This window comes from Acuticoccus sp. I52.16.1 (assembly GCF_022865125.1).
GTDB lineage: Bacteria > Pseudomonadota > Alphaproteobacteria > Rhizobiales > Amorphaceae > Acuticoccus.
Genome location: NZ_CP094828.1, coordinates 1269913 through 1290015, shown reverse-complemented (window position 1 = coordinate 1290015; position 20103 = coordinate 1269913). Strand labels below are relative to the sequence as shown.

Here is a 20103-nt window from a genome sequence, read left to right as displayed (position 1 = left end):
AGTAGATCCTGGGGCCGGTCCCCCGCGCGCACGCAGGCTAGGCGGGACATGCTCAATGCAAACGCGCGACCGCGAAGCCGACCACCTCGGACAGTGCCTCGCGCATCGGCGCGTCCGGCACGGTGGCGAGGTCGCCCAGCGCCCGGTCGGCAAAACCTTGCGCTCTCGCCTGCGTGTCGGCCAGCGCCCCGGTCGCCTGCACGAGGTCGCGCGCGTGGAGGACGTCCGCGTCGGCCACCTCGCCCCGCTCGATGCACTTTTCCCAGAAGGCCCGCTCGTCGCCCGCGCCGCGCGCGTAGGCCAGCAGCACCGGCAGCGTCGCCTTGCCCTCGCGCAGGTCGTCGCCCACGTTCTTGCCCAGCGTCTGCGCGTCGCCGGCGAAATCCAGCGCATCGTCGATCAGCTGGAAGGCCAGGCCCAGGTTGCGGCCGTACGATTCCAGCGCCGGCCGATAGCTCGGCGCGTCGGCCAGGATCGGTCCCGCCGCCGTCGCCGCCGCGAACAGCGCCGCCGTCTTGGCGTCGATCACGGCCATATAGTGCTCTTCGCCGACGGCCAGGCTCTTGGCGCCGGCCAGCTGGCGCACCTCGCCCTCCGAGATCGTCGCCGCCGCGCTCGAGAACACGTCGAGCGCCTCCAGCGAGCCGACGTCGACCATCAGCTTGAACGCCTGTCCCAGCAGGAAATCGCCCACCAGCACGCTCGCCTGGTTGCCCCAGATCATCCGCGCCGCCGGCTTGCCGCGCCGCATCGCGCTGTCATCCACCACGTCGTCGTGCAGCAGCGTCGCGGTGTGCATGTACTCCACCGCCGTCGCCAGCTTCACGTCGCCCTCGCCGCGATAGCCGAACAGGCGTGCCGTCGCCAGCGTCAGCATCGGCCGGATGCGCTTGCCGCCAGAGGCGATCAGATGGTCCGCCACCTCCGGGATCATCGTCACGTCGGAGCCGGCGTGTGTCTTGATGAGCGCGTTGACCTCGGCCATTCGATCCGCCACGCTCTCGACCAGACGGTCGATGCCGCTGTGGGTGGGGACCGGCGCCATTGCCGCGGACGTGGTCACGGCTGTTCACTCGCACGGTATTGCATGTCTCGAACCATAGGCTTGCGGGAATGGGACGGCAACCGGCCTCGCCAGGCGACGACACCCTGCCGCGGAAAAGCCGGACGGGACAAGCGAAGGGACCTGCGTGGACGAACTCCTGCGAACCAACGACCTCGTCGTGATCTCGTTCGTTGATGCGCTCTTGAATGACGCAAAGATCCCTCACCTCGTCGTCGACCAGAACATGAGTGTCCTCGAAGGCTCGCTCGGCGTACTCCCCCGGCGCGTCCTCGTCGATAGGGATCGTTTGGATGAAGCTCGCCGAATAATCAACGAGGCGGGCATCGGCATCGAGCTGTCGGAGCGCTGACCCTCAGGCCGCGAACCCGGGCGGCGGGTCGCGGACGACCACCGCGGCGGGCGGCGCCTCGCCGCTGGCTGCGAAGCGCGCCGGGCGAACCCACCACTGCCGCGGCGCCCGTTCCCGCAGCCGCGTGACCGCCCGGTCGCGCGACCCGGCATCGGCGAACAGCCCGAACACCGTCGGCCCCGAGCCGGACATGCGCGCCAGCAGGCAGCCCGCATGGTCCGCCACCGCCGCCAGCACCACGTCGATCTGCGGGCAGGCGGCACGCGCGGGGGCCTCGAGGTCGTTGCGCGTGGTGGCGAGCCAGGCGGCGAGGTCCGCCACGTCCGCCAGCGACGGCATCGTGAAGGGCGCGTTGTCCCGCCGCTCCAGGTTCCGGAACACGTCGGCGGTCGACAGTGGTACGCCGGGGTTCACCAAGAGCCCGTGCAGCGCCGGCAGCGCCACCGGCCGGACCCGCTCGCCGACCCCCTCCATGACCGAAGGCCGCCCGTCGAGGCAGACCGGCACGTCAGCTCCGAGGGCCAGCCCCGCCTCGGCCAGCGTCGCCGGGTCGACACGCCGCACCAGTGCCGCCGCGCGCAGCACCGCCGCGGCGTCCGCCGAGCCGCCGCCGATCCCTGCCGCGACCGGCAACCCCTTGACGAGGCTCACATAGGAGATTTCCGGGCACACTCTCGCTGCGGCGGCGGCGAGGTTGTCCCTCCCGCTCGGCACCGCGCCGGCGAACGGCCCCGTGACCGCGAAGCGCGGCCCCTCCGGCGCCGGCGCGCCGAAACCGACGGTCACGCTGTCGCCGTCGGCGATCTCGGCGAAGGCGACCAGGCTCTGGAGCTCGTGGTAGCCGTCCGCCCGCCGTCCCAGCACATGCAGCGCCAGGTTCACCTTGGCGGGAACCGCCAGCCGCAGCGCCGGCACCGTCGCATCGGCGGTGCCCGCGCGGTCCGTCGCCCGCATCCGTCCGGCCTTACTCTTTCGGGGCGTTCTCGCCGCCGGTGTCCGCCTCGGACGGCTCCGGCGCGATCTCCACCTTGATCGAGGCCTCACCCGTGCCCTCGGCCGGCGCGGCGTGCTTGTTGGAAGCCTCCTGCTGCACCGGGGTCTGCGGTCCCAGGCCCTCGGCCAGCTTCTTGGCGATGCTCGCCGTCAGCTCCGGATCGGGATCGAAGTCGCGTGCGTGGGCCCACTGGAACATCGCCTCGCGCTTGCGCCCGACCTGCCAGTAGGCGTCGCCCAGGTGGTCGTTGATGACCGGGTCGATCGGCTTCAGGTTCACCGCGCGCTCCAGCTCGCGCACCGCGTCCTGGTAGCGGCCGAGGCGGTAGTAGGCCCAACCGAGGCTGTCGACGATGTAGCCGTTACTGGGCTCCGCCGCGACCGCTCGCCGCACCATGCCGATCGCTTCGCTCAATTTTTCACCGCGATCAATCAGCGAATAGCCGAGGTAGTTCAACGTATGGGCGTTGTCCGGCCGGTAGGTGAGGGCGAGGCGGAAGTCCCGCTCGGCGCCGTCCCACTCGTTGGTCCGCTCGCGCGCGATGCCGCGGAAATAATACAGCGTCCAGTAGGCCGGCGGCACGTCGCCCAGCGCGTCGATCGCCTTGCTGTAGGTCTGGCGCGCCTGGTCGTAGTTCTCCATGTCGCGGTAGACGTTGCCCAGGACGACCGTGGTCGGAACGTCGGTCGGGTCCTGCTCCACGGCGGTGCTCAGGAGGCTGATCGCCTCGGCGTTGCGCTCCAGCGCGTTGAGGTTCAACGCCTCCTGCACGCGGGCGGTGCGCGACAGGGCGTGCCCGTCCGGGATCCGACGGTAAATCTCGATCGCGGCCTCGTACTGCTGCAACGATTCCATCACCTGGCCCAGCGCCATCGCCGCGAAGTAGCTTTCCGGGTCGAGGTAGAGGGCGAGCTGGAAGAGCGCCGCGGCCTGGGCGTTGCCGCCGTCGCGCGCGTACGCGGTGCCGAGGCCGTAGAGCGCTTCGGCCGCGCCCTTCATCGGCGTGTCGATCAGCGGGGCGACGTCGCCGGCGGCGATCGCCTCGCGCAGCGACGCGGTGAACTGGTCGTTGCCGCCGAGCCGCTCCTCGAACTCGTCGAGGATCTCGTTGGCGCGGTCGAGATTGCCGGCGCGGGCGAGGGCGCGCACATAGGCCTCGACGACGCGCGGCGAGCCGGCGTCGCGCTTGAACGAGGCCTCGAGCGCCTCGCCGGCGACGTCGTTCCGGCCCGCGAAGTCGGCGATCAGGCCGGTGTGCAGCGTGGTCGACGGTTCGTACTGACGCGGGCCCGACAGCTCCTCGAGGTGCGCCAGCGCCCCGTCGGTGTCGTTCTTGGCGACCGTGATCCATGCCTCGAGCAGGCCGGCGACCAACTCCTGGATCTGCCCGCCCACCTCGTCGAGGTTGCCCAGCGTCTCCATCGCGGCGCCCCGTTCGCCGTTGCGGATCTGGTCCACGGCGAGGGTCGTCAGGGCGATCCAATTGTCCGGCTCGGAGCGCAGGAGCTGCTCGGCGAGCGTCACCGAGCGGGAGATGTTGCCGGAGGCGACGTTGAGGATGAGCGACGTGTCGAGAAGGTCGGTGTTGGCGCGGTCCTTGGCGAGGGCCGAGACATAGAAGCCGGCCGCGGCCGTGAGATCCTGATTGAAGCGGGCGTGCCGGGCGGCGAGGTAGAAGCCGCTCAGCGAGCCGAGGCCCAGCGCCTCCACCGGATCGACGGCCTCGCCGATGTTCCCCAACTCGTTGCCCGGCGCAGCCGCGGCCGCAGAGCCGGAGAGCGCCAGCGCGAACGCCATACCGATCGTAACCTTATTGCGCAGTGGCAAGGTGGACCCCTTCCGTCGAGACGCGCGTGGACGCGCAACTTGAACACGAAAACTGATGTGCGACCTAGGCGACACCGTCCACCAGCGCAACGCTCAGTGCAAGGGTTGGACTGGTGGTCGTTTCCAGATGACCTATGCTTGATTATACGGTGACGTCCGGCAGTAGGGGAACAACCACATGGGCAAATGGGTGTACACGTTCGGCGACGGTGCCGCCGAGGGTGACGCAAGCCAACGCGACCTCCTGGGCGGCAAGGGCGCGAACCTTGCGGAAATGGCGAGCCTCGGGCTCCCGGTGCCGCCCGGCATGACCATCACCACCGAGGTCTGCACCTATTTCTACGAGCACGATCGGAGCTACCCGCCCGAGCTCGAGGCGGAGGTGAACGCGGCCCTCGATCAGATCGCAGCGTCGACGGGCCGCACCTTCGGCGACCCGAAGATGCCGCTGCTGGTCTCGGTGCGCTCCGGTGCGCGCATCTCCATGCCCGGGATGATGGACACCGTCCTCAACCTCGGCCTCAACGACGAGACCGTGGGCGCGCTGGCCGAGAATGCCGGCGACGAGCGCTTCGCCGTCGACAGCTACCGCCGCTTCATTCAGATGTACGGCGACGTCGTCCTGGGCGTCGAGCACCGCAAGTTCGACGAGCACATCGAGGCGCTGAAGGACGAGCGCGGCGTCGAGCTCGACACCGACCTCACCGCCGACGATTGGCGCGGCATCATCGAGATCTACAAGGATCTCGTCCTGAAGGAGACCGGCAAGCCCTTCCCGCAGGACCCCAAGGACCAGCTCTGGGGCGCGATCGGCGCCGTGTTCGGCTCCTGGCGCAACGACCGCGCCATCACCTACCGCCGCCTCCACCAGATCCCCGAGCGCTGGGGCACCGCGGTGACGGTCCAGGCGATGGTGTTCGGCAACATGGGCGAGACCTCCGCCACCGGCGTCGCCTTCACCCGCAACCCGTCGACCGGCGAGAAGCAGCTCTACGGCGAGTTCCTCATCAACGCGCAGGGCGAGGACGTCGTCGCCGGCATCCGCACCCCGCAGGACATCACCGAGCGGGCCCGCATCGAGGCCGGATCCGAAAAGCCCTCCCTCGAGCGCTCGCTCCCCGAGTCCTTCGCCCAGTTCAAGGCCGTCTGCGACAAGCTCGAGGCCCACTACCGCGACGTCCAGGACCTCGAGTTCACCATCGAGCGCGGCAAGCTGTGGATGCTGCAGACCCGTGCCGGCAAGCGCACCGCCAAGGCCGCGCTGAAGATCGCCGTCGACATGGTGGACGAAAAGCTCATCTCCGAGGACGAGGCCATCAAGCGCATCGAGCCGGCCTCGCTCGACCAGCTCCTCCACCCGATGATCGACCCCAAGGCCAAGACCGACCTCTTCGCCAAGGCGCTTCCCGCCTCGCCGGGTGCGGCCGCGGGCGAGATCGTCTTCACCTCCGAGGAGGCCGAGCGTCTCGCCGCCTCGGGCCGCCCCTGCATCCTGTGCCGGATCGAGACGAGCCCGGAGGACATCTCCGGCATGCACGCCGCCGGCGGTATCTTCACCACCCGCGGCGGCATGACCTCCCACGCCGCCGTCGTCGCGCGCGGCATGGGCAAACCCTGCGTTTCCGGCGCCGGCGGGGTCAAGATCGACTATGCCGCCGGCACCATCACCGCCGGCGGCGTCACGCTGAAGAAGGGCGACAAGATCACCATCGACGGCGGCACCGGCGAGGTCCTCGTCGGCGAGGTGCCGATGCTCAAGCCGGAGCTGTCCGGCGACTTCCAGCGCCTCATGAAGTGGGCCGACGCCACGCGCCGCATGAAGGTACGCACCAACGCCGACACGCCGCACGACGCCAAGACCGCGCGCGAGTTCGGTGCCGAGGGCATTGGCCTCTGCCGCACCGAGCATATGTTCTTCGACCCGGCCCGCATCATGGGCATGCGCGAGATGATCCTCGCCGACGACACCGCCGGGCGCCGCGCCGCGCTCGACAAGCTCCTCCCCATGCAGCGCGAGGACTTCACGCAGCTCTTCGAGATCATGGCCGGCCTGCCCGTCACGATCCGCCTGCTCGACCCGCCGCTGCACGAGTTCATCCCGCACACCGACGAGGAGATCGCCGACGTCGCCAGGGCGCTCGGCGCCGACCCGGAGAAGCTGAAGAACCGCGCCCGGATGCTGGCCGAGTTCAACCCGATGCTGGGCCACCGCGGCGTGCGCCTCGCCGTCTCCTACCCGGAGATCGCCGAGATGCAGGCCCGCGCCATCTTCGAGGCCGCCATCGCCGCCGCGCAGAAGACCGGCGCCCCGGTGGTGCCGGAGGTGATGGTGCCGCTGGTCGGCCTCAAGACCGAGCTGGAGTTCGTCAAAAAGCGGATCGACGCCACCGCCAAGGCGGTCAGCGAGGAGACCGGCCAGACCTTCACCTACCAGGTGGGCACGATGGTCGAGCTGCCGCGCGCCGCCCTCAATGCCGACAAGATCGCCGAGGAGGCCGAGTTCTTCTCCTTCGGCACCAACGATCTGACGCAGACGACCTTCGGCATCTCGCGCGACGACGCGGGCGTGTTCCTCGGCTCGTACCTGCGCGAGGCGATCATCGACGTGGACCCGTTCGTGTCGATCGACACCGAGGGCGTGGGCGAATTGATCCGCATCGGCGCCGAGAGGGGCCGGGCCACCCGCCCCGACATCAAGCTCGGCATCTGCGGCGAGCACGGCGGCGACCCCAACTCGATCAAGTTCTGCGAAACGGTCAAGCTCGACTACGTGAGCTGCTCCCCGTTCCGCGTGCCGATCGCACGCCTGGCGGCAGCGCAGGCGGCGTTGGGGTAATTGTCGACTGAGGCGAACCATCCACGTTCCGGGCCTGCCGGAGTGGATGGGTTCGCCCGTCAGATCGCGAAGGGCCGCAGGGCCTCGTAGAACGGCATGGCCTCGGCGAGCACCGGGGCCAGATGCGGCGGCACCTCGGGGAGCGGACCCTCGGCCCCGGCGAAGCCGGTGCTGCGGTGCACCGCCCCATACCAATGCGGCGCCCATACCCCGTCGTCCGGATGCCCGCCGGCCGGCCACGTCAGCATCGCCGCGTCGAACGGCAGGCCGATCGCGTCGCACATGCGCCCCAGAACCCCCGCCGGATCGGCCCGAATGTCGAAGCTGTCGACCACGACAGGGGCCGCGCCGGTCCGCTCCCGCACCCGGTCGAACAGCGCCTTCTGCTGCGCGAATCCGATGTCGGCGAGAACCGGGTTCTCCCGCTTCACGTCATAGCTCGCCAGCACGCGCGCCGGATGGCGGATCAGGAACACGTGCGTCAGCCCGTCCATCCACGAGAGGTCGAACTCCGGCAGCATGTGCTGGGCCATGTGCTTCTGGTAAAAATGCATCTTTCCGCCCGGAGGCGCCCCGGCGCAGCGCGCCGCCACCCGGCCCGGGTCGGTCTCGTCGGCGGCGAGGATCGCGCCGGCCATCGGGTGGTCGAGCCCGGTCTCGGCCAGATAGGCCGCATAGAACGGCTCGTCCCACACCGCGCAATCCCCGCGGGCGCCGAACGCATACATCATGGCCGTCGAAAGGTTTCGCGGCCCGGACCACATCGCAATATTCAAGGTGCACCTCCATCGGCGGCGCACGATGCCGACCCGGACCGGGCGGGGCAAGCCGCCCTCCGTCGCATCTGCCCCGCGGCGAAGGCCGATTCCGCCGCGCGCACCCCGCCGGCACGTCTCCGCCCGCGAGCCTCGGCAGCCCGGCGGCTCGCGGAAGGCCCGCGCTCAGGCCGCGGCGGTCCCCTCGGCCCCCGCCGTGACCCCGCCGGCCAGGCTCTCCGGCGGTTGCGGGCGGGCGAGGTGGAAGCCCTGGAACATCTCGCACCCCAGCGCCTCCAGGCTGTCGTACGCCGCCTCGCTCTCGACGCCTTCGGCGATCACCTCCATCCCCAGGTGGGTCGCCATCTCGATGATCGCCCGCACGATGCGATGGTGCCGGGAGGCCTGCGGGTCGCTCAGCCCGCGCACGAAGGACTGGTCGATCTTGAGGTAGCTCACCGGCAGGTCCGCCAGCATCCTCAGCGAGGTATACCCCGTCCCGAAATCGTCCAGCGCGAAGCGGATTCCGAAGCCGCTGAGGGTCTCCATCGTCGCCGCCAGCCGCTGCACGTCGTCGACGAGGAAGTTCTCCGTCACCTCCAGCACCACCGCCGTCCCCGGCACCCCGGTGCCCAGAAGCGTGGCCTGGACCTCGGCGGCGAAGTCCCCCGCCTCCAACGTCGGCATGGAGACGTTCACCGTGAGCGTTTCGAACGGCGCCCCGTCGAGGCGCATCTGCGCGAACGCCACCATCGCCTGGCGGAACACCGCCAGGTCGATCCGGGCGATGAGGTTCGCCTCCTCGGCGATCGGGATGAACGTCGCCGGCGAGACGCACTCGCCGGTGCGCCGGTTGGTCCACCGGGCGAGCGTCTCGGCCGCCACCGGGCGCGTCCGGTCGTGGCCGAAGATGGGTTGCATGACGATGCCGATGTCGCCGTTCTCCACCGCCTCGGCGAGGTCCAGCTCCATCACGCGGCGGGTGTCCGCGCTCGACAGGACCGCTGGGCTGAAGGCGTGCACCGAACCGCCGCCCCGGTTCTTGCCCTGGTACAGCGCCAGGTCGGCGTAGTGGATCAGCGTTTCGGGATTGTCCGTGTCGCGCGGTAGCGAGCTGACGCCGACGCTGGCGCCGATCAGAATGCGGCACCCTTCGATGGTGAACGGCTCGCACAGCCGTTCCAGGATGACCCGGGCGTAGGCCATCGCGTTGGCCCCGCTCGGCGGCGGGCACAGCACCGCGAACTCGTCGCCGCCCAGCCGGTAGAGGCGGCAGCTCTCGGGAATGGCGGCGCCGATGCGCTCCACCACCCGGCACAGCAGCTCGTCGCCGACCGCGTGCCCGTGCACGTCGTTGACGGGCTTGAAGCGGTCGAGGTCGATCGCGATCAGCGCCGCGGGGCTCTGCAACTCGGCTCCGGCGGAGGCGTGCGCCAGGTCGTCGGCGAAGGCGACGCGGTTGAGCGCCCCGGTGAGCGGGTCGTGCAGCGCCAGGTAGGACACGCGCGCCTCGGCCGCCTTGCGCTTGGTGATGTCGACGAAGATGAGGAGATTCTCGGACGTGCCGTCGAGACGGGGCTGGTGCTCGCCGCCGGCGATCGGCACGAACGCCTTGCGCACGATGAGGTAGCGGGTGGTACCGGGAAGATCGACCCGGACCTCGGTCTCGGCCGCGTTCTGGCGCAGGGCCCCGATGAGGTCCTGGAAGGAGGGGATCGCCGCGCGGTTGAGCCGGAAGGTCTGCCTGCTGTCGAGCAGCGCCCGGCGGTCGACCGCGTCCAGCATCGCCAGCAGCGCGTCGTTCACGAACTGGATGCTGGCGTTCCCGTCCACCAGGCAGATGCCGACCGGGGCCCCGCGGGCGAGCGCGGCGAAGCGTCGTGCCTCGACGTCGAGCTGGTCCTTGAGGGCGTAATACTCCGTCACGTCGACGGCGATGCCGACGTTGAGCCCGCTCGGCAGGCGCGTCTTGGTCACCCGCTCCCACTTGTTGTTGGGATACTGGCGGTCGGCGGGGCGACCGTCGGCGAGGCGGTGCATCGCCAGGCGGTGGGCAAGCTCGGCCTCGATCGCCTCGGGCGGCAGGTGCTTCTGCAACGAGGTGCGGATCAGGTCGGAGTAATGCACGCCGGGCACCATGTCGTCCTTGCTGACGCCCAGCACCTCGCAATAGCGGCGGTTGCCGAAGATCAGCCGGTCGGCCTCGTCGTAGATCACGATGGAGCACTGCGTCGCGTCGATCGCCTCCGAGATGCGTGCCAGGCGGCGACGGCTCGCCACCGCCAGCCAGATCACCGAGACGAACCCGATCGCGGCGATGACGAGGGTCGCGCCGAGCGACACGGTGACGAAATCGAACGCGTAGAAGACGACGAGGAGGGTCGGCGCCAGGAGACCGAGGAGGAGGGCGAGATTGTACCAGAGGTTGCCGTGCCCGACTGAGCTCGATGTGAATTTGGTGACGTCGACCATCGGCGGTTTCTTCTGTCCCACGGCTTGAGGGTGAGTTGCCGCACGGCACCCCGCGGTCGCGCAGTCCGCTTGGGCGCGGCAGGCCCTCGAAGTCGGCCAGGCGGTACGCGGCTGCTTCCGGAAAGTGCGGTCGATGCCGCGGAACTCAAGTCTCGATCCCCATACTAACGCAAAAATTGCGCATGTTGAGCGTGCAGGGCTGGGTCCCGCAGGTTGAGGGGGGCGTCGCGCCGGGACCGTCAGCCTCGGCCCAGCGTCAGACGCGACATTGCAGCCAAACCGAAGCAAGCGAGGCGGCGCGTGCGAACGCGCGGCCCGGCTTCGCCATGAAGGCGAGAGGCTGATGACCACACAATCCGCGATATCGACGCCACCGACCGGGCTTTTCGCCAACGGAATTCGCGACATAGCCTTCGCGATCGGTGTCGTGGGGATGCTGGCAGTCCTGATCCTGCCGATTCCCACCTTCCTGATCGACGTATCGCTGGCGTTGTCGATCGCGCTGGCCGTACTCATCCTCATGGTGGCGCTGTGGATCGAGAAACCGCTCGAATTCTCCTCGTTTCCGACCATCCTGCTGATGGCCACCATGATGCGCCTGGCGATCACGATCGCGACAACCCGGCTCATCCTGTCCGACGGAAACGAGGGCGTGACCGCCGCCGGTCACGTCATCGCCGGCTTCTCGAACTTCCTGATGTCGGGCGATTTCGTGATCGGCATCGTGGTGTTCCTGATCCTGGTGATCGTGAACTTCCTCGTCATCACCAAGGGTGCCACCCGCATCGCCGAAGTCGGCGCCCGGTTCACGCTGGACGCCATCCCCGGCAAGCAGATGGCGATCGACGCCGACCTCTCCTCCGGCCTCATCAACGACGAGGAGGCCCAGCGCCGCCGCCGTGAGCTGGAGGAGGAATCCTCCTTCTTCGGCTCCATGGACGGTGCGTCGAAGTTCGTGCGCGGCGAGGCGGTGGCCTCCCTCATCGTCATCGCCGTCAACATCTTCGGCGGCATCGTCATCGCCACGACGCGCCATGGGATGGAGCTGTCCAAGGCGGCGGACGTGTTCACCCGTCTGTCGGTCGGGGATGGGCTGGTTTCGCAGATCCCGGCGTTGATCATCTCGCTGGCGGCGGGCCTCCTGGTCTCCAAGGGCGGCACCCGCGGGTCGGCCGAGAAGGCGATCCTGGGCCAGCTCGGCGCCTACCCCAAGGCGCTGATCATGGCCGCGGGGCTGATGGCGCTGTTCGCCGTGGTGCCGGGCCTTCCGTCGATCCCGTTCGTGGTGCTGGCGGCGATCCTCGCCTTCGTCGCCTACACCATCCCGCGCCAGCGCCGGGCCGAGGCGGAGGCGATCCGCGTCGCCGCCGAGCGCCGGGCCGAGGAGGAGGCGAAAGTCCACAAGGACTCGGTGAAGGCCGAGCTCGACATCCCCGAGATCGAACTCGTCGTCGGCAAGCAGCTCGCCCGCACCGTGCTGCGTTCGCCGACGGAGCTGGCCCACCGTGTCGCCAAGATCCGCCGCAAGTTCGCGCGCGAATTCGGGTTCGTCATCCCCGAGATCAAGGTCACCGAGAGCCTCACCGTCTCGCCCAAGGGGTACGAGATCCACATTCACGGCACCGCGGTCGCCAGCCACGAGCTGCGGGTCGGCGACTATCTCATCGTCACCGCCGAGGCGCCGCCGCCGCAGATCCCGCACGACGAGACGCGCGACCCGGCCTTCGGCATGAAGGCGGTGTGGATCAACGAGGCCTTCGCCGCCGACGTGAAACGCGACGGCTTCGTGCCGATCGACAACCTCTCGGTGGTGCTGACCCACCTCGTCGAGATCACCCGCAACAACCTCGCCCAGCTGCTGTCCTACAAGGACATGCGCGCCCTGCTCGACCGGCTGGACCCGGAGTACAAGCGCCTGATCGAGGAGATCGTCCCCTCGCAGATCTCCAATTCGGGGCTGCAGGCGGTGCTCAAGCTGCTGCTGGCCGAGCGCGTTTCGATCCGCAACCTGCACCTCATCCTGGAGGCGGTGGCGGAGGTGGCGCCGCATGCGCGCCGGGCGGAGATGGTCGCCGAGCATGTGCGCATCCGCATGGCCCAGCAGATCTGCGGGGATCTCGCCGAGAACGGGTCCCTGCACGTCCTGCGCCTCGGCAACCGCTGGGATCTCGCCTTCCACCAGGGACTGAAACGCGACGCCAAGGGCGACGTGATCGAGCTGGCGATGGACCCGCGCCTCGTCGAGGAGTTCAGCGAGGCGGCCTCCAAGGTCATCAACGAGATGCTGGCCCTGCACGCGCGCTTCGCCATCGTCACGGCGCCGGACGCGCGGCCCTACGTGCGCATGATCATCGAGCGGATGTTCCCGTCGATCCCGGTCCTGTCGCATCTCGAGATCGCCCGCGGGACGACCGTGCAGCCGATCGGCGCCATCTCGTGAACGGCACGGCGCCCGATGCCCTGGTGCTCGCGGTCGCCGTGGTGTTCGCCCGCGTCGGCGGGGTCTTCCTGATCGCACCGGGCCTCTCCTCGATGCGCGCGCCGATCCAGGTGAAGCTCTTCGTGGCGCTCGGCATCGCGCTCGCGGTCTCGCCGCTGGTGCTGGACCGGGCGGTGGCGGCGGTGGGGCAGGCGACCCCTGGAGACCTCGTCGCCGTTCTCCTCACCGAGACGATCATCGGCTTCCTCATCGGCCTCCTGTCGCGCTTCCTGATGATGGCGCTGCAGACGATGTCGGTCGCGATCGCCAACGCGGTCGGGCTCGGCGGCATGCCCGGCCTGTCGCTGGAGGCGGGCGAGCCGGGGCAGGCGGCGGCGATGCTCTTCATGGCGACGGCGACGGTGATCATCTTCGTCGCCGACCTGCACTACGAGATCCTGCGCGCCCTCATCGGCTCCTACCAGGTCCTGCCGCCGGGGGCGGTGCTGGACGTGCGCCAGGCGCTGGTGTCGGTCACCGACCAGATCGCGGCGGCGTTCTTCGTCGCGCTCCGGCTGGCGGCGCCGTTCCTGATCTACTCGGTGGTCGTCAACTTCGCGATCGGCATCACCAACAAGCTGTCGCCGTCGATCCCGGTCTTCTTCGTGTCGCTGCCGTTCGTGACGGCGGGGGGGCTCATCATGATGGCGCTGGCGATCCGCGAGGTGATGCTCGCCTTCTCCGACGCGTTTCGCCAGCTGACGGGTGCGCTGTGAAGCGGCCGGAGCGGATGGCGCGGCTGGCGCGGGCGCAGCGGGCGCTGGCGGAAGTGGCCAAGGCCGAGAGCATCGCCGCCAACGCCCGCTACGAGGACAGCGCCCGGCAAGCCGACGAGATCCTCGACGCGCTCAACGCCACCAACGTGCTGCACGGCTTCGCGGTGAAGGCGATGGCCGACACGCTGCGCCGCAACGGACGCACCACCGAACGGCTCCGCCGCGTCGCCGACGAGCGGGCCAGCCAGTACGTCCGCCAGGAGCGCACCGCGGAAGTGCTGGAGGAGCGGGCGACGCAAGCCTCGAGCGAGGCCCGTCGCAAAGAGGAACGCCAACGCATTGAAATTCTAGTCAGTTCACCCAGGCGGCGGTGAGCGGGGGCGGCGGCAAGCCCGCCGCCAGCCTCACTTCGTACCGTCGCGCCGAGCGCTGAGAGGTCCGAGTCGATCCGATGACGTCGATACCACCCATCAACGCCCTCGTGGCCGCCGATCCGTCGCCCGCGCTCCCCGCGCTCGGCGAGCGGGGAGGCGCCGCCGCCGGGCCCGCCGCGCCGCGGTTCGCCGACGCGATCCGGGCCGCCGCCCCGTCCGCGACCGTCGCCGGCCGTGCCGCTCGCGCGCGCACCGCCGGCGAAGAGTTCGAGGCGGTGACGCTGACCGCCTTCGTGCAGCACATGCTGCCGAACGAGGATTCGATCGTGTGGGGCGGCCAGGCCGGCCGCCTGTGGCGCGGCGTATTCGCGCAGCATCTGGCCGCCGAGGTCGCCGCGACCGGCGGCATCGGCATCGCCGACCTCATCAACACCATGCTCGAAGAGCGAAAAGGAGACGGGTCATGACGACCGGGATCACCAACGCCGTTAGCCGCCTCGAAGGCCTGATCGACACCTCCATCGCGGCGATGAGAGCGAGCGCCAGCATCGACGACAAGGCGTTGGCCGACGCCAAGGGTCGCGCGCTCCTCGAGTTGTCGCGCCTCGGCCACCATCGCCCGCAGGAGGACGAGCGGCTGCTCGAGCAGGTCCGCCGCCTGCGCGAGAAGCTCGCGGTCGAGGAGAAGCTGCTGATGCGCCGTCTCGAAGCGGCGCGCGTCATCTCCGAGATCGTCACCGCCGCGGTCCTCGCCGAGGAGTCCGACGGTACCTACGAGCCGCGGCCGCCGGTCACGACGGGGCTGGAGTCGCTGCAATGAAGGGTGCCCTCCTCGTTGGGATGTGGGCGGTCGTGGTGACGCTGGGCGCGGGCTACGCGGCCGCCTCCTTCAAGCTCAACTCGGTTGAGGAGGAGGCCAAGCCCAAGCTGGAGGGCCTGCGCTACACGTCGCTGCCGACGATGAGTGTCCCCGTCGTCGAGCATGGGCGCGTGGAGGGCTACGTCGTCGTGCGCATGGTCTACACGGCCGACGCGGCGGTGCTGCGCTCGCTGGCCTCCGAGCCCGACCCCTTCCTCACGGACGAGATCTTCCGCTCGCTCTACGCCCGCGCCGAGACCGACTTCGGCAAGCTGGCGCGCCTCGATCTGGGCAATTTCTCCGAGGAGGTGCGCGAGAACGTCAACACGCGGATGGGGGCGGAGGTCGTCCAGGATCTCCTGGTGGACGGCCTGAACTACATCGACCTGTCCGACCCCGACGCGATGCGCAAGGTCGCCGCCGCCGCGCAAAGCGCGGGCGTGCCGCAGAACCCGGCGCTCGACGCGGGCACCAGCCAGCCTGCGGCCAAGGAGCCGGGCGCCGGCGCCGCCCACTGAACCGATCGACCACAGGAACCCCCATGTCTGTCCTTCTGCGCATCCTCACCATCGTCGGCATCATGAGTTTGGCGATCGTCGCGACCGTCGTCATCGCCTCGCGCGGGACGGCGTCGATGAACGCGGCGATCGCCGAGTCGAACCTCGCCGCCGCGCGCATGTTCACGATCCTCGACATCGGGATCGACGTGCGCGGCATCGAGCAGGCGCTGGAGGAGATCGATGCCGGCGACACGGGCGCGGGGATCGACCCGGTGGCCGAGCTGCGCACCGCGCGCGACGGGCTCGTTCGTCACGCCGCCGCCCTCGCCGACTTCGACCGGCGGCGCGGCATGACCGGCGTCGGCCCGCTCGGCACGGTGCTGGGCAAGATGCTGAGCGACCTCGAGACCCTGCTGGCGGACGGGACCGATGCGCAGGCGCGTGCCCGCGTGGACGAGGACGTGGTGGAGGCCAAGGCGATCGTCCAGGACTACCGCACGACGGCGGTCGGCGAACTGGGCGAGTATGCGAGCGCCAGCGAACGATCCGGCACGGCGGCGTTGTGGACCGTGATCCTGTGCGGTGTCGCCGCGGTGGCGGGCGGATTTGCCGTCTCCTACTGGATCGCGACCGCCAAGATCGTGTCCCCGCTGTCCAAGCTGTCCTCGCGCATCCACGACCTGGAGGACGGCCAGCTCGACCATGCGATCGACGGGACGGAGCGCGGCGACGAAATCGGCCAGCTCGCGCGGACCGCCGAGGCGCTGCGCATCCGCCTGCAGGAGATCGAGGCGATGCGTGTGGCGGCGCGGCAGGAGCGCGACGAGCGCGCCCGCACCCAGCGCGAGGCGGTGGAGACCCAGGTCTCGCGCCTGGAGAACGACGTCAACTCGGTGGTGCGCAGCCTCTCGCAAGCGGCCACCCAGCTTTCGACCAGCGCCACCTCCCTGCGCGGCAATGCCGACACCTCCACCACGCAGTCGCAGCGCGTCTCGAACGCGGCGGAGGAGACGTCCAGCAACGTGCAGGCCGTCGCCTCGGCGGCGGAGGAGCTGGCGGCCTCGGCCCAGGAGATCGGCGGCCAGGTCTCGCAGTCGACGCAGATCTCGCTGGAGGCGCTGCGACAGGCCGAGAGCGCGACGGGGGTGGCCGAGGGGCTCTCCAAGTCGGCGCAGAAGATCGGCGAAGTGGTGACCCTGATCGAGGACATCGCCAGCCAGACCAACCTCCTCGCCCTCAACGCCACCATCGAGGCGGCGCGCGCCGGCGATGCGGGCAAGGGGTTCGCGGTGGTGGCGATGGAGGTGAAGTCGCTCGCCGAGCAGACCGGCGGCGCCACCAAGGAGATCTCGGCGCAGATCAACGCCGTGCAAGGCGAGGTCGACCGGGTGGTCGAGGCGATCCAGAGCCTCAAGACCAGCTTCACGCGGGCCAACGAGCTCGCCTCCAGCGTGGCCTCGGCGATCGAGCAGCAAGCGGCCGCGACGGGGGCGATCGCCCAGTCGGTGCAGCAGGCGGCAGTCTCCACGCAAGATGTGTCGTCCATCATCGTGGACGTGTCGAAGGCTGCCAATGACACGGGCGCCGGGGCGAGCGCGATCGTCTCAGCCTCCCAAGATCTGTCGACGCAGGCCGACACTTTGAGGAGCCGGATGGCGACGTTCATCGCTTCCATGCGCTCCGACGCGGCCTGAATCTGACGCCTGAGAGGACTTAAGAACCATGGACGGGATCGACGAACTCCTCGCCGAATTCATCACCGACACGCAAGAGGCGTTGGAGCAGGTGGACGTCAAGCTGGTGGAGCTCGAGACCGAGGCCGAACCGGCCGCGATGCTCAACGAGCTCTTCCGCCTGATGCACACCATCAAGGGGACGTGCGGCTTCCTGGGCCTGCCACGGATGGCCGGCGTGGCGCACAACGCCGAGACCTTGATGGACCGCCTGCGCAACGGCGACCCGGTCACCAACGACGCCGTCGACGCCATGTTGCAGGTGGTCGACCGGCTGAAGTTCCTGCTCGGCGCCATCGAGTCCTCCGGCGGAACGGAGCCCGAGGGCGACGACGAGGCGATCATCAAGGCGTTGCAGCTGGCCGGGTCGGACGGCGCGTCCGAGCTGTCGCCGGAAGAGATCGAGGCGCTGACGAACGGCGACGGTCCGCCGGCCGAGGCCGAAGCCGCGCCGGAGGCGGCACCGGCCGCCGCCGCGCCCGCTCCGGCGCCCGCCGCGGCCGCGCCGCCGCCCAAAGCGGCTCCCAAGCCCGCCGCGAAGCCGGCCGCCAAGGCGGACGAGAAACCCGCCTCCGCAGGCGAAAGCGGCGACGCCGCCTCCAGCTCGATCCGCGTCTCGGTCGAGACGCTGGAACACCTCATGACGGTGGTCTCCGAGCTGGTGCTGACCCGCAACGAGCTGACCGAGATCATGCGCAACGAGGAGCGCACGACCCACAAGCTCGCGCTGCAGCGCCTGTCGACGGTGACCGGTGAGCTGCAGCAGGCGGTGATGTCCACGCGGATGCAGCCGATCGGCAATGCCTGGCGCAAGCTGCCGCGCATCGTGCGCGACGTCGCCGCCAACCTCGGCAAGAACATCGAGCTGGAGATGGAGGGCGCCAACACCGAGCTCGACCGGCAGGTGCTGGAGTCCATCAAGGACCCGCTCATGCACATGGTCCGCAACGCCGCCGACCACGGCCTCGAGATTCCGGCCGAGCGCCTCGCCGCCGGCAAGACCGAGAAGGGCCACATCAAGCTCAACGCCTACCACGAAGGCGGCCAGATCCTGGTCGAGATCGCCGACGACGGCCGCGGCCTCAACGTCGACCGCATCAAGGAAAAGGCGGTCGAGCGCGGCATCGCCACCCAGGAAGACGCCGATCGGATGACGAACGAGCAGATCTTCTCGTTCATCTTCGAGCCCGGCTTCTCGACCGCCGCCAAGGTGACCTCGGTCTCCGGCCGCGGCGTCGGCATGGACGTGGTGCAGTCCAACGTCGAGCGGATCGGCGGATCGATCGACGTGCGATCGGCGGTCAATCAGGGGTCGGTCTTCACGCTGAAGATCCCGCTGACGCTGGCGATCCTGCGCGCGCTCATCGTCGGCGTCGACGGCGAGGATTTCGCCATCCCGCAGACCTCGGTGGACGAGCTTCTCAAGGTCGAGCCGGGCGGGGCGCACTCGATCCAGCTTATCAAGGATTCGCCGGTCCTGCGATCGCGCGACCGGCTGCTGCCGATCGTCGACCTGCGCACCATCCTGCAACTTCCCACGGCGTTCGACGAGAACGGCCAGCCGCGCACCGCCGACGAGAGCACCGAGGGCTTCGTGATGGTGATCCGCGCCCGCGGGCTGAAGTTCGGCATGCTGGTCGATTCGGTGCTGCGGACGGAGGAGATCGTTGTGAAGCCGCTGCCGGCGGCGCTGCGCAACATCGAGCACTTCTCCGGGTCGACCATCCTGGGTGACGGCCGCGTGATCATGATCGTCGACCCCAATGGCGTGCGCTCGGCCGCGGCGACGCCGTCGGAGGCGTCGATGTCGTCCTCCACCACGGAGGAGGAGGAGCTGGACAATATGGAGGACAAGCAGCTTCTCCTCATGTTCCGCGCCGCCTCGCCCAACCGCAAGGCGCTGCCGATCAGCCTCATCACGCGCCTCGAAGACGTGTGCCTCGCCGATGCCGAGCAGTCGGAAGGCCAGTGGCACATCCAGTACAACAACGAGCTGATCCCGCTGGTGTGGTTCGGCGGCCCGCCCGACCCCGACTCCAAGGAGCGCAAGCCGCTTCTCGTCATGTCGGACGACGGCAAGTCGATGGGGCTGCTGGTGGACGAGATCGTCGACATCGTCGAGGACATCGTCGACGTGCAGATCCCGTCCGAGCAGGCCGGCATCCTCGGTAGCGCCATCGTCGGCGGCGCGCATGCCGAGATCATCGATGTCGGCTACTTCCTCGGCCTCGCCTCTTCGCACTGGTTCGACCCGCATCAGCGCCAGAAGGTCGACGAGTCGATGAAGATCCTCCTCGTCGACGACTCGCCCTTCTTCCGCAACCTCGTCGCGCCGGTGGTGCGCGCCGCGGGCTTCGACCCGGTCGTGTGCGAATCGGGCAAGCAGGCGCTCGACAAGATCGCCATGGGCCTGCAGCCCAAGGTCATCGTCACCGACGTCGACATGCCGGACATGGACGGTTTCGAGTTCGCCGCCGAGGTCAAGAAGATCGACCGCCTGAGGCCGGTGCCGCTCTTGGCGCTCACCGGCATGCTGACGGACGACGCCATCAACCGGGCCCGCGAAGGCGGCTTCTCCGATTACATCTCCAAGCTCGACCGCAACGGTCTCATCGACGCGCTGCGTGAGTTCACCAAGCCCGAAACGAAGGAGGTTGCCGCGTGACCAAGAGCCTCTCCCGCAACGCGCTTCTCGACGAAGCGGACGGCTACGTCACGGCGCGCCTCGCCGGGCATTGGTTCGCGCTGCCGATCTCGGCGGTGCACGAGGTGTTCCTGCTGTCGCGCATCACCACGGTGCCGCAGTCGCCGCCGGGCATCATCGGCGTCCTCAACCTGCGCGGCCGGATCGTCACCGCGCTCGACACGCGCCAGATCCTCGGCTTTCCCCGCGCGGAGAAGGCGCCGACGATGGCCATCGGCATCGAGCGGCAGAACGAACTGTTCGGCCTCGCGGTGGACGAGATGGGGGACGTCCTCACCTCCGTCCCGTCCGAGCGTGAGCCGGCGCCGATGAACCTCGATCGCCGCTGGCGCGAGATCGTCACGGGCGTGCAGCGGTCCGACAAACACCTGGTGCTGATCGTGGCCGTGGACCGACTGTTCGACGGCGTGACGTCCCTGGTCAGCGCATGATCCAGGCG

General features: G+C 69.3%; 16 protein-coding genes. 11 read left to right on the top strand and 5 right to left on the bottom strand.

Annotated features, from left to right (window positions below):
• Positions 1-52: 52 nt before the first annotated feature.
• Complete coding sequence (locus MRB58_RS05790) at positions 53-1045, bottom strand: polyprenyl synthetase family protein (protein WP_244781904.1); 993 nt, start codon at positions 1043-1045, stop codon at positions 53-55.
• 145 nt (positions 1046-1190) lie between these two features.
• Between MRB58_RS05790 and MRB58_RS05785 the strand changes: the two genes are divergently transcribed.
• The gene (locus MRB58_RS05785) at positions 1191-1415 is read left to right on the top strand and encodes a DUF2007 domain-containing protein (protein WP_244780778.1); all 225 of its coding nucleotides are present in this window, start codon (positions 1191-1193) and stop codon (positions 1413-1415) included.
• Between the two features lie 3 nt (positions 1416-1418).
• Here MRB58_RS05785 and MRB58_RS05780 read toward each other — a convergent pair whose 3' ends face one another.
• Both MRB58_RS05780 and MRB58_RS05775 read right to left on the bottom strand, forming a co-directional pair.
• The gene (locus MRB58_RS05780) at positions 1419-2369 is read right to left on the bottom strand and encodes a 4-(cytidine 5'-diphospho)-2-C-methyl-D-erythritol kinase (RefSeq protein WP_244780777.1); all 951 of its coding nucleotides are present in this window, start codon (positions 2367-2369) and stop codon (positions 1419-1421) included.
• A 10-nt stretch (positions 2370-2379) separates the two neighbouring features.
• Positions 2380-4206, bottom strand: a complete 1827-nt coding sequence (locus tag MRB58_RS05775) for a tetratricopeptide repeat protein (RefSeq protein ID WP_244780776.1) — start codon at positions 4204-4206, stop codon at positions 2380-2382.
• Between the two features lie 208 nt (positions 4207-4414).
• On the opposite strand from MRB58_RS05775, the gene ppdK reads away from it, so the two are divergent.
• Positions 4415-7072, top strand: coding sequence for a pyruvate, phosphate dikinase (ppdK, locus tag MRB58_RS05770; protein WP_244780775.1), 2658 nt, complete (start codon positions 4415-4417; stop codon positions 7070-7072).
• A 59-nt stretch (positions 7073-7131) separates the two neighbouring features.
• Here ppdK and MRB58_RS05765 read toward each other — a convergent pair whose 3' ends face one another.
• Entirely contained in the window at positions 7132-7836 is a 705-nt protein-coding gene (locus MRB58_RS05765; RefSeq protein WP_256461729.1) for a hypothetical protein, read from the bottom strand.
• Positions 7837-8013: 177 nt separating this feature from the next.
• On the bottom strand, positions 8014-10299 hold the full coding sequence (locus MRB58_RS05760) for a bifunctional diguanylate cyclase/phosphodiesterase (RefSeq protein WP_244780773.1): 2286 nt from the start codon (positions 10297-10299) through the stop codon (positions 8014-8016).
• A 343-nt stretch (positions 10300-10642) separates the two neighbouring features.
• Between MRB58_RS05760 and flhA the strand changes: the two genes are divergently transcribed.
• The 9 genes from flhA (at position 10643) to MRB58_RS05715 (ending at position 20095) form a co-directional block, all read left to right on the top strand.
• Positions 10643-12739, top strand: a complete 2097-nt coding sequence (gene flhA / locus MRB58_RS05755) for a flagellar biosynthesis protein FlhA (protein ID WP_244780772.1) — start codon at positions 10643-10645, stop codon at positions 12737-12739.
• Complete coding sequence (locus MRB58_RS05750; protein ID WP_244780771.1) at positions 12736-13494, top strand: flagellar biosynthetic protein FliR; 759 nt, start codon at positions 12736-12738, stop codon at positions 13492-13494. Before flhA ends, MRB58_RS05750 begins: the two co-directional genes overlap by 4 nt.
• A complete protein-coding gene (locus tag MRB58_RS05745) occupies positions 13491-13868 on the top strand; it encodes a hypothetical protein (protein ID WP_244780770.1) in 378 nt (125 codons plus the stop codon). The genes MRB58_RS05750 and MRB58_RS05745 overlap by 4 nt, the downstream gene beginning before the upstream one ends.
• Before the next feature lie 77 nt (positions 13869-13945).
• Positions 13946-14335, top strand: coding sequence for a rod-binding protein (locus tag MRB58_RS05740; RefSeq protein ID WP_244780769.1), 390 nt, complete (start codon positions 13946-13948; stop codon positions 14333-14335).
• A complete protein-coding gene (locus tag MRB58_RS05735; RefSeq protein ID WP_244780768.1) occupies positions 14332-14688 on the top strand; it encodes a hypothetical protein in 357 nt (118 codons plus the stop codon). The genes MRB58_RS05740 and MRB58_RS05735 overlap by 4 nt, the downstream gene beginning before the upstream one ends.
• Complete coding sequence (locus MRB58_RS05730; RefSeq protein WP_244780767.1) at positions 14685-15245, top strand: hypothetical protein; 561 nt, start codon at positions 14685-14687, stop codon at positions 15243-15245. Before MRB58_RS05735 ends, MRB58_RS05730 begins: the two co-directional genes overlap by 4 nt.
• 23 nt (positions 15246-15268) lie before the next feature.
• Positions 15269-16921 carry a methyl-accepting chemotaxis protein gene (locus tag MRB58_RS05725; protein WP_244780766.1) on the top strand — a complete coding sequence of 551 codons (1653 nt, stop codon included), beginning with the start codon at positions 15269-15271 and terminating at the stop codon, positions 16919-16921.
• A 28-nt stretch (positions 16922-16949) separates the two neighbouring features.
• The gene (locus MRB58_RS05720) at positions 16950-19625 is read left to right on the top strand and encodes a chemotaxis protein CheW (protein ID WP_244780765.1); all 2676 of its coding nucleotides are present in this window, start codon (positions 16950-16952) and stop codon (positions 19623-19625) included.
• Positions 19622-20095, top strand: a complete 474-nt coding sequence (locus tag MRB58_RS05715) for a chemotaxis protein CheW (protein WP_244780764.1) — start codon at positions 19622-19624, stop codon at positions 20093-20095. Before MRB58_RS05720 ends, MRB58_RS05715 begins: the two co-directional genes overlap by 4 nt.
• Positions 20096-20103 lie beyond the last annotated feature (8 nt).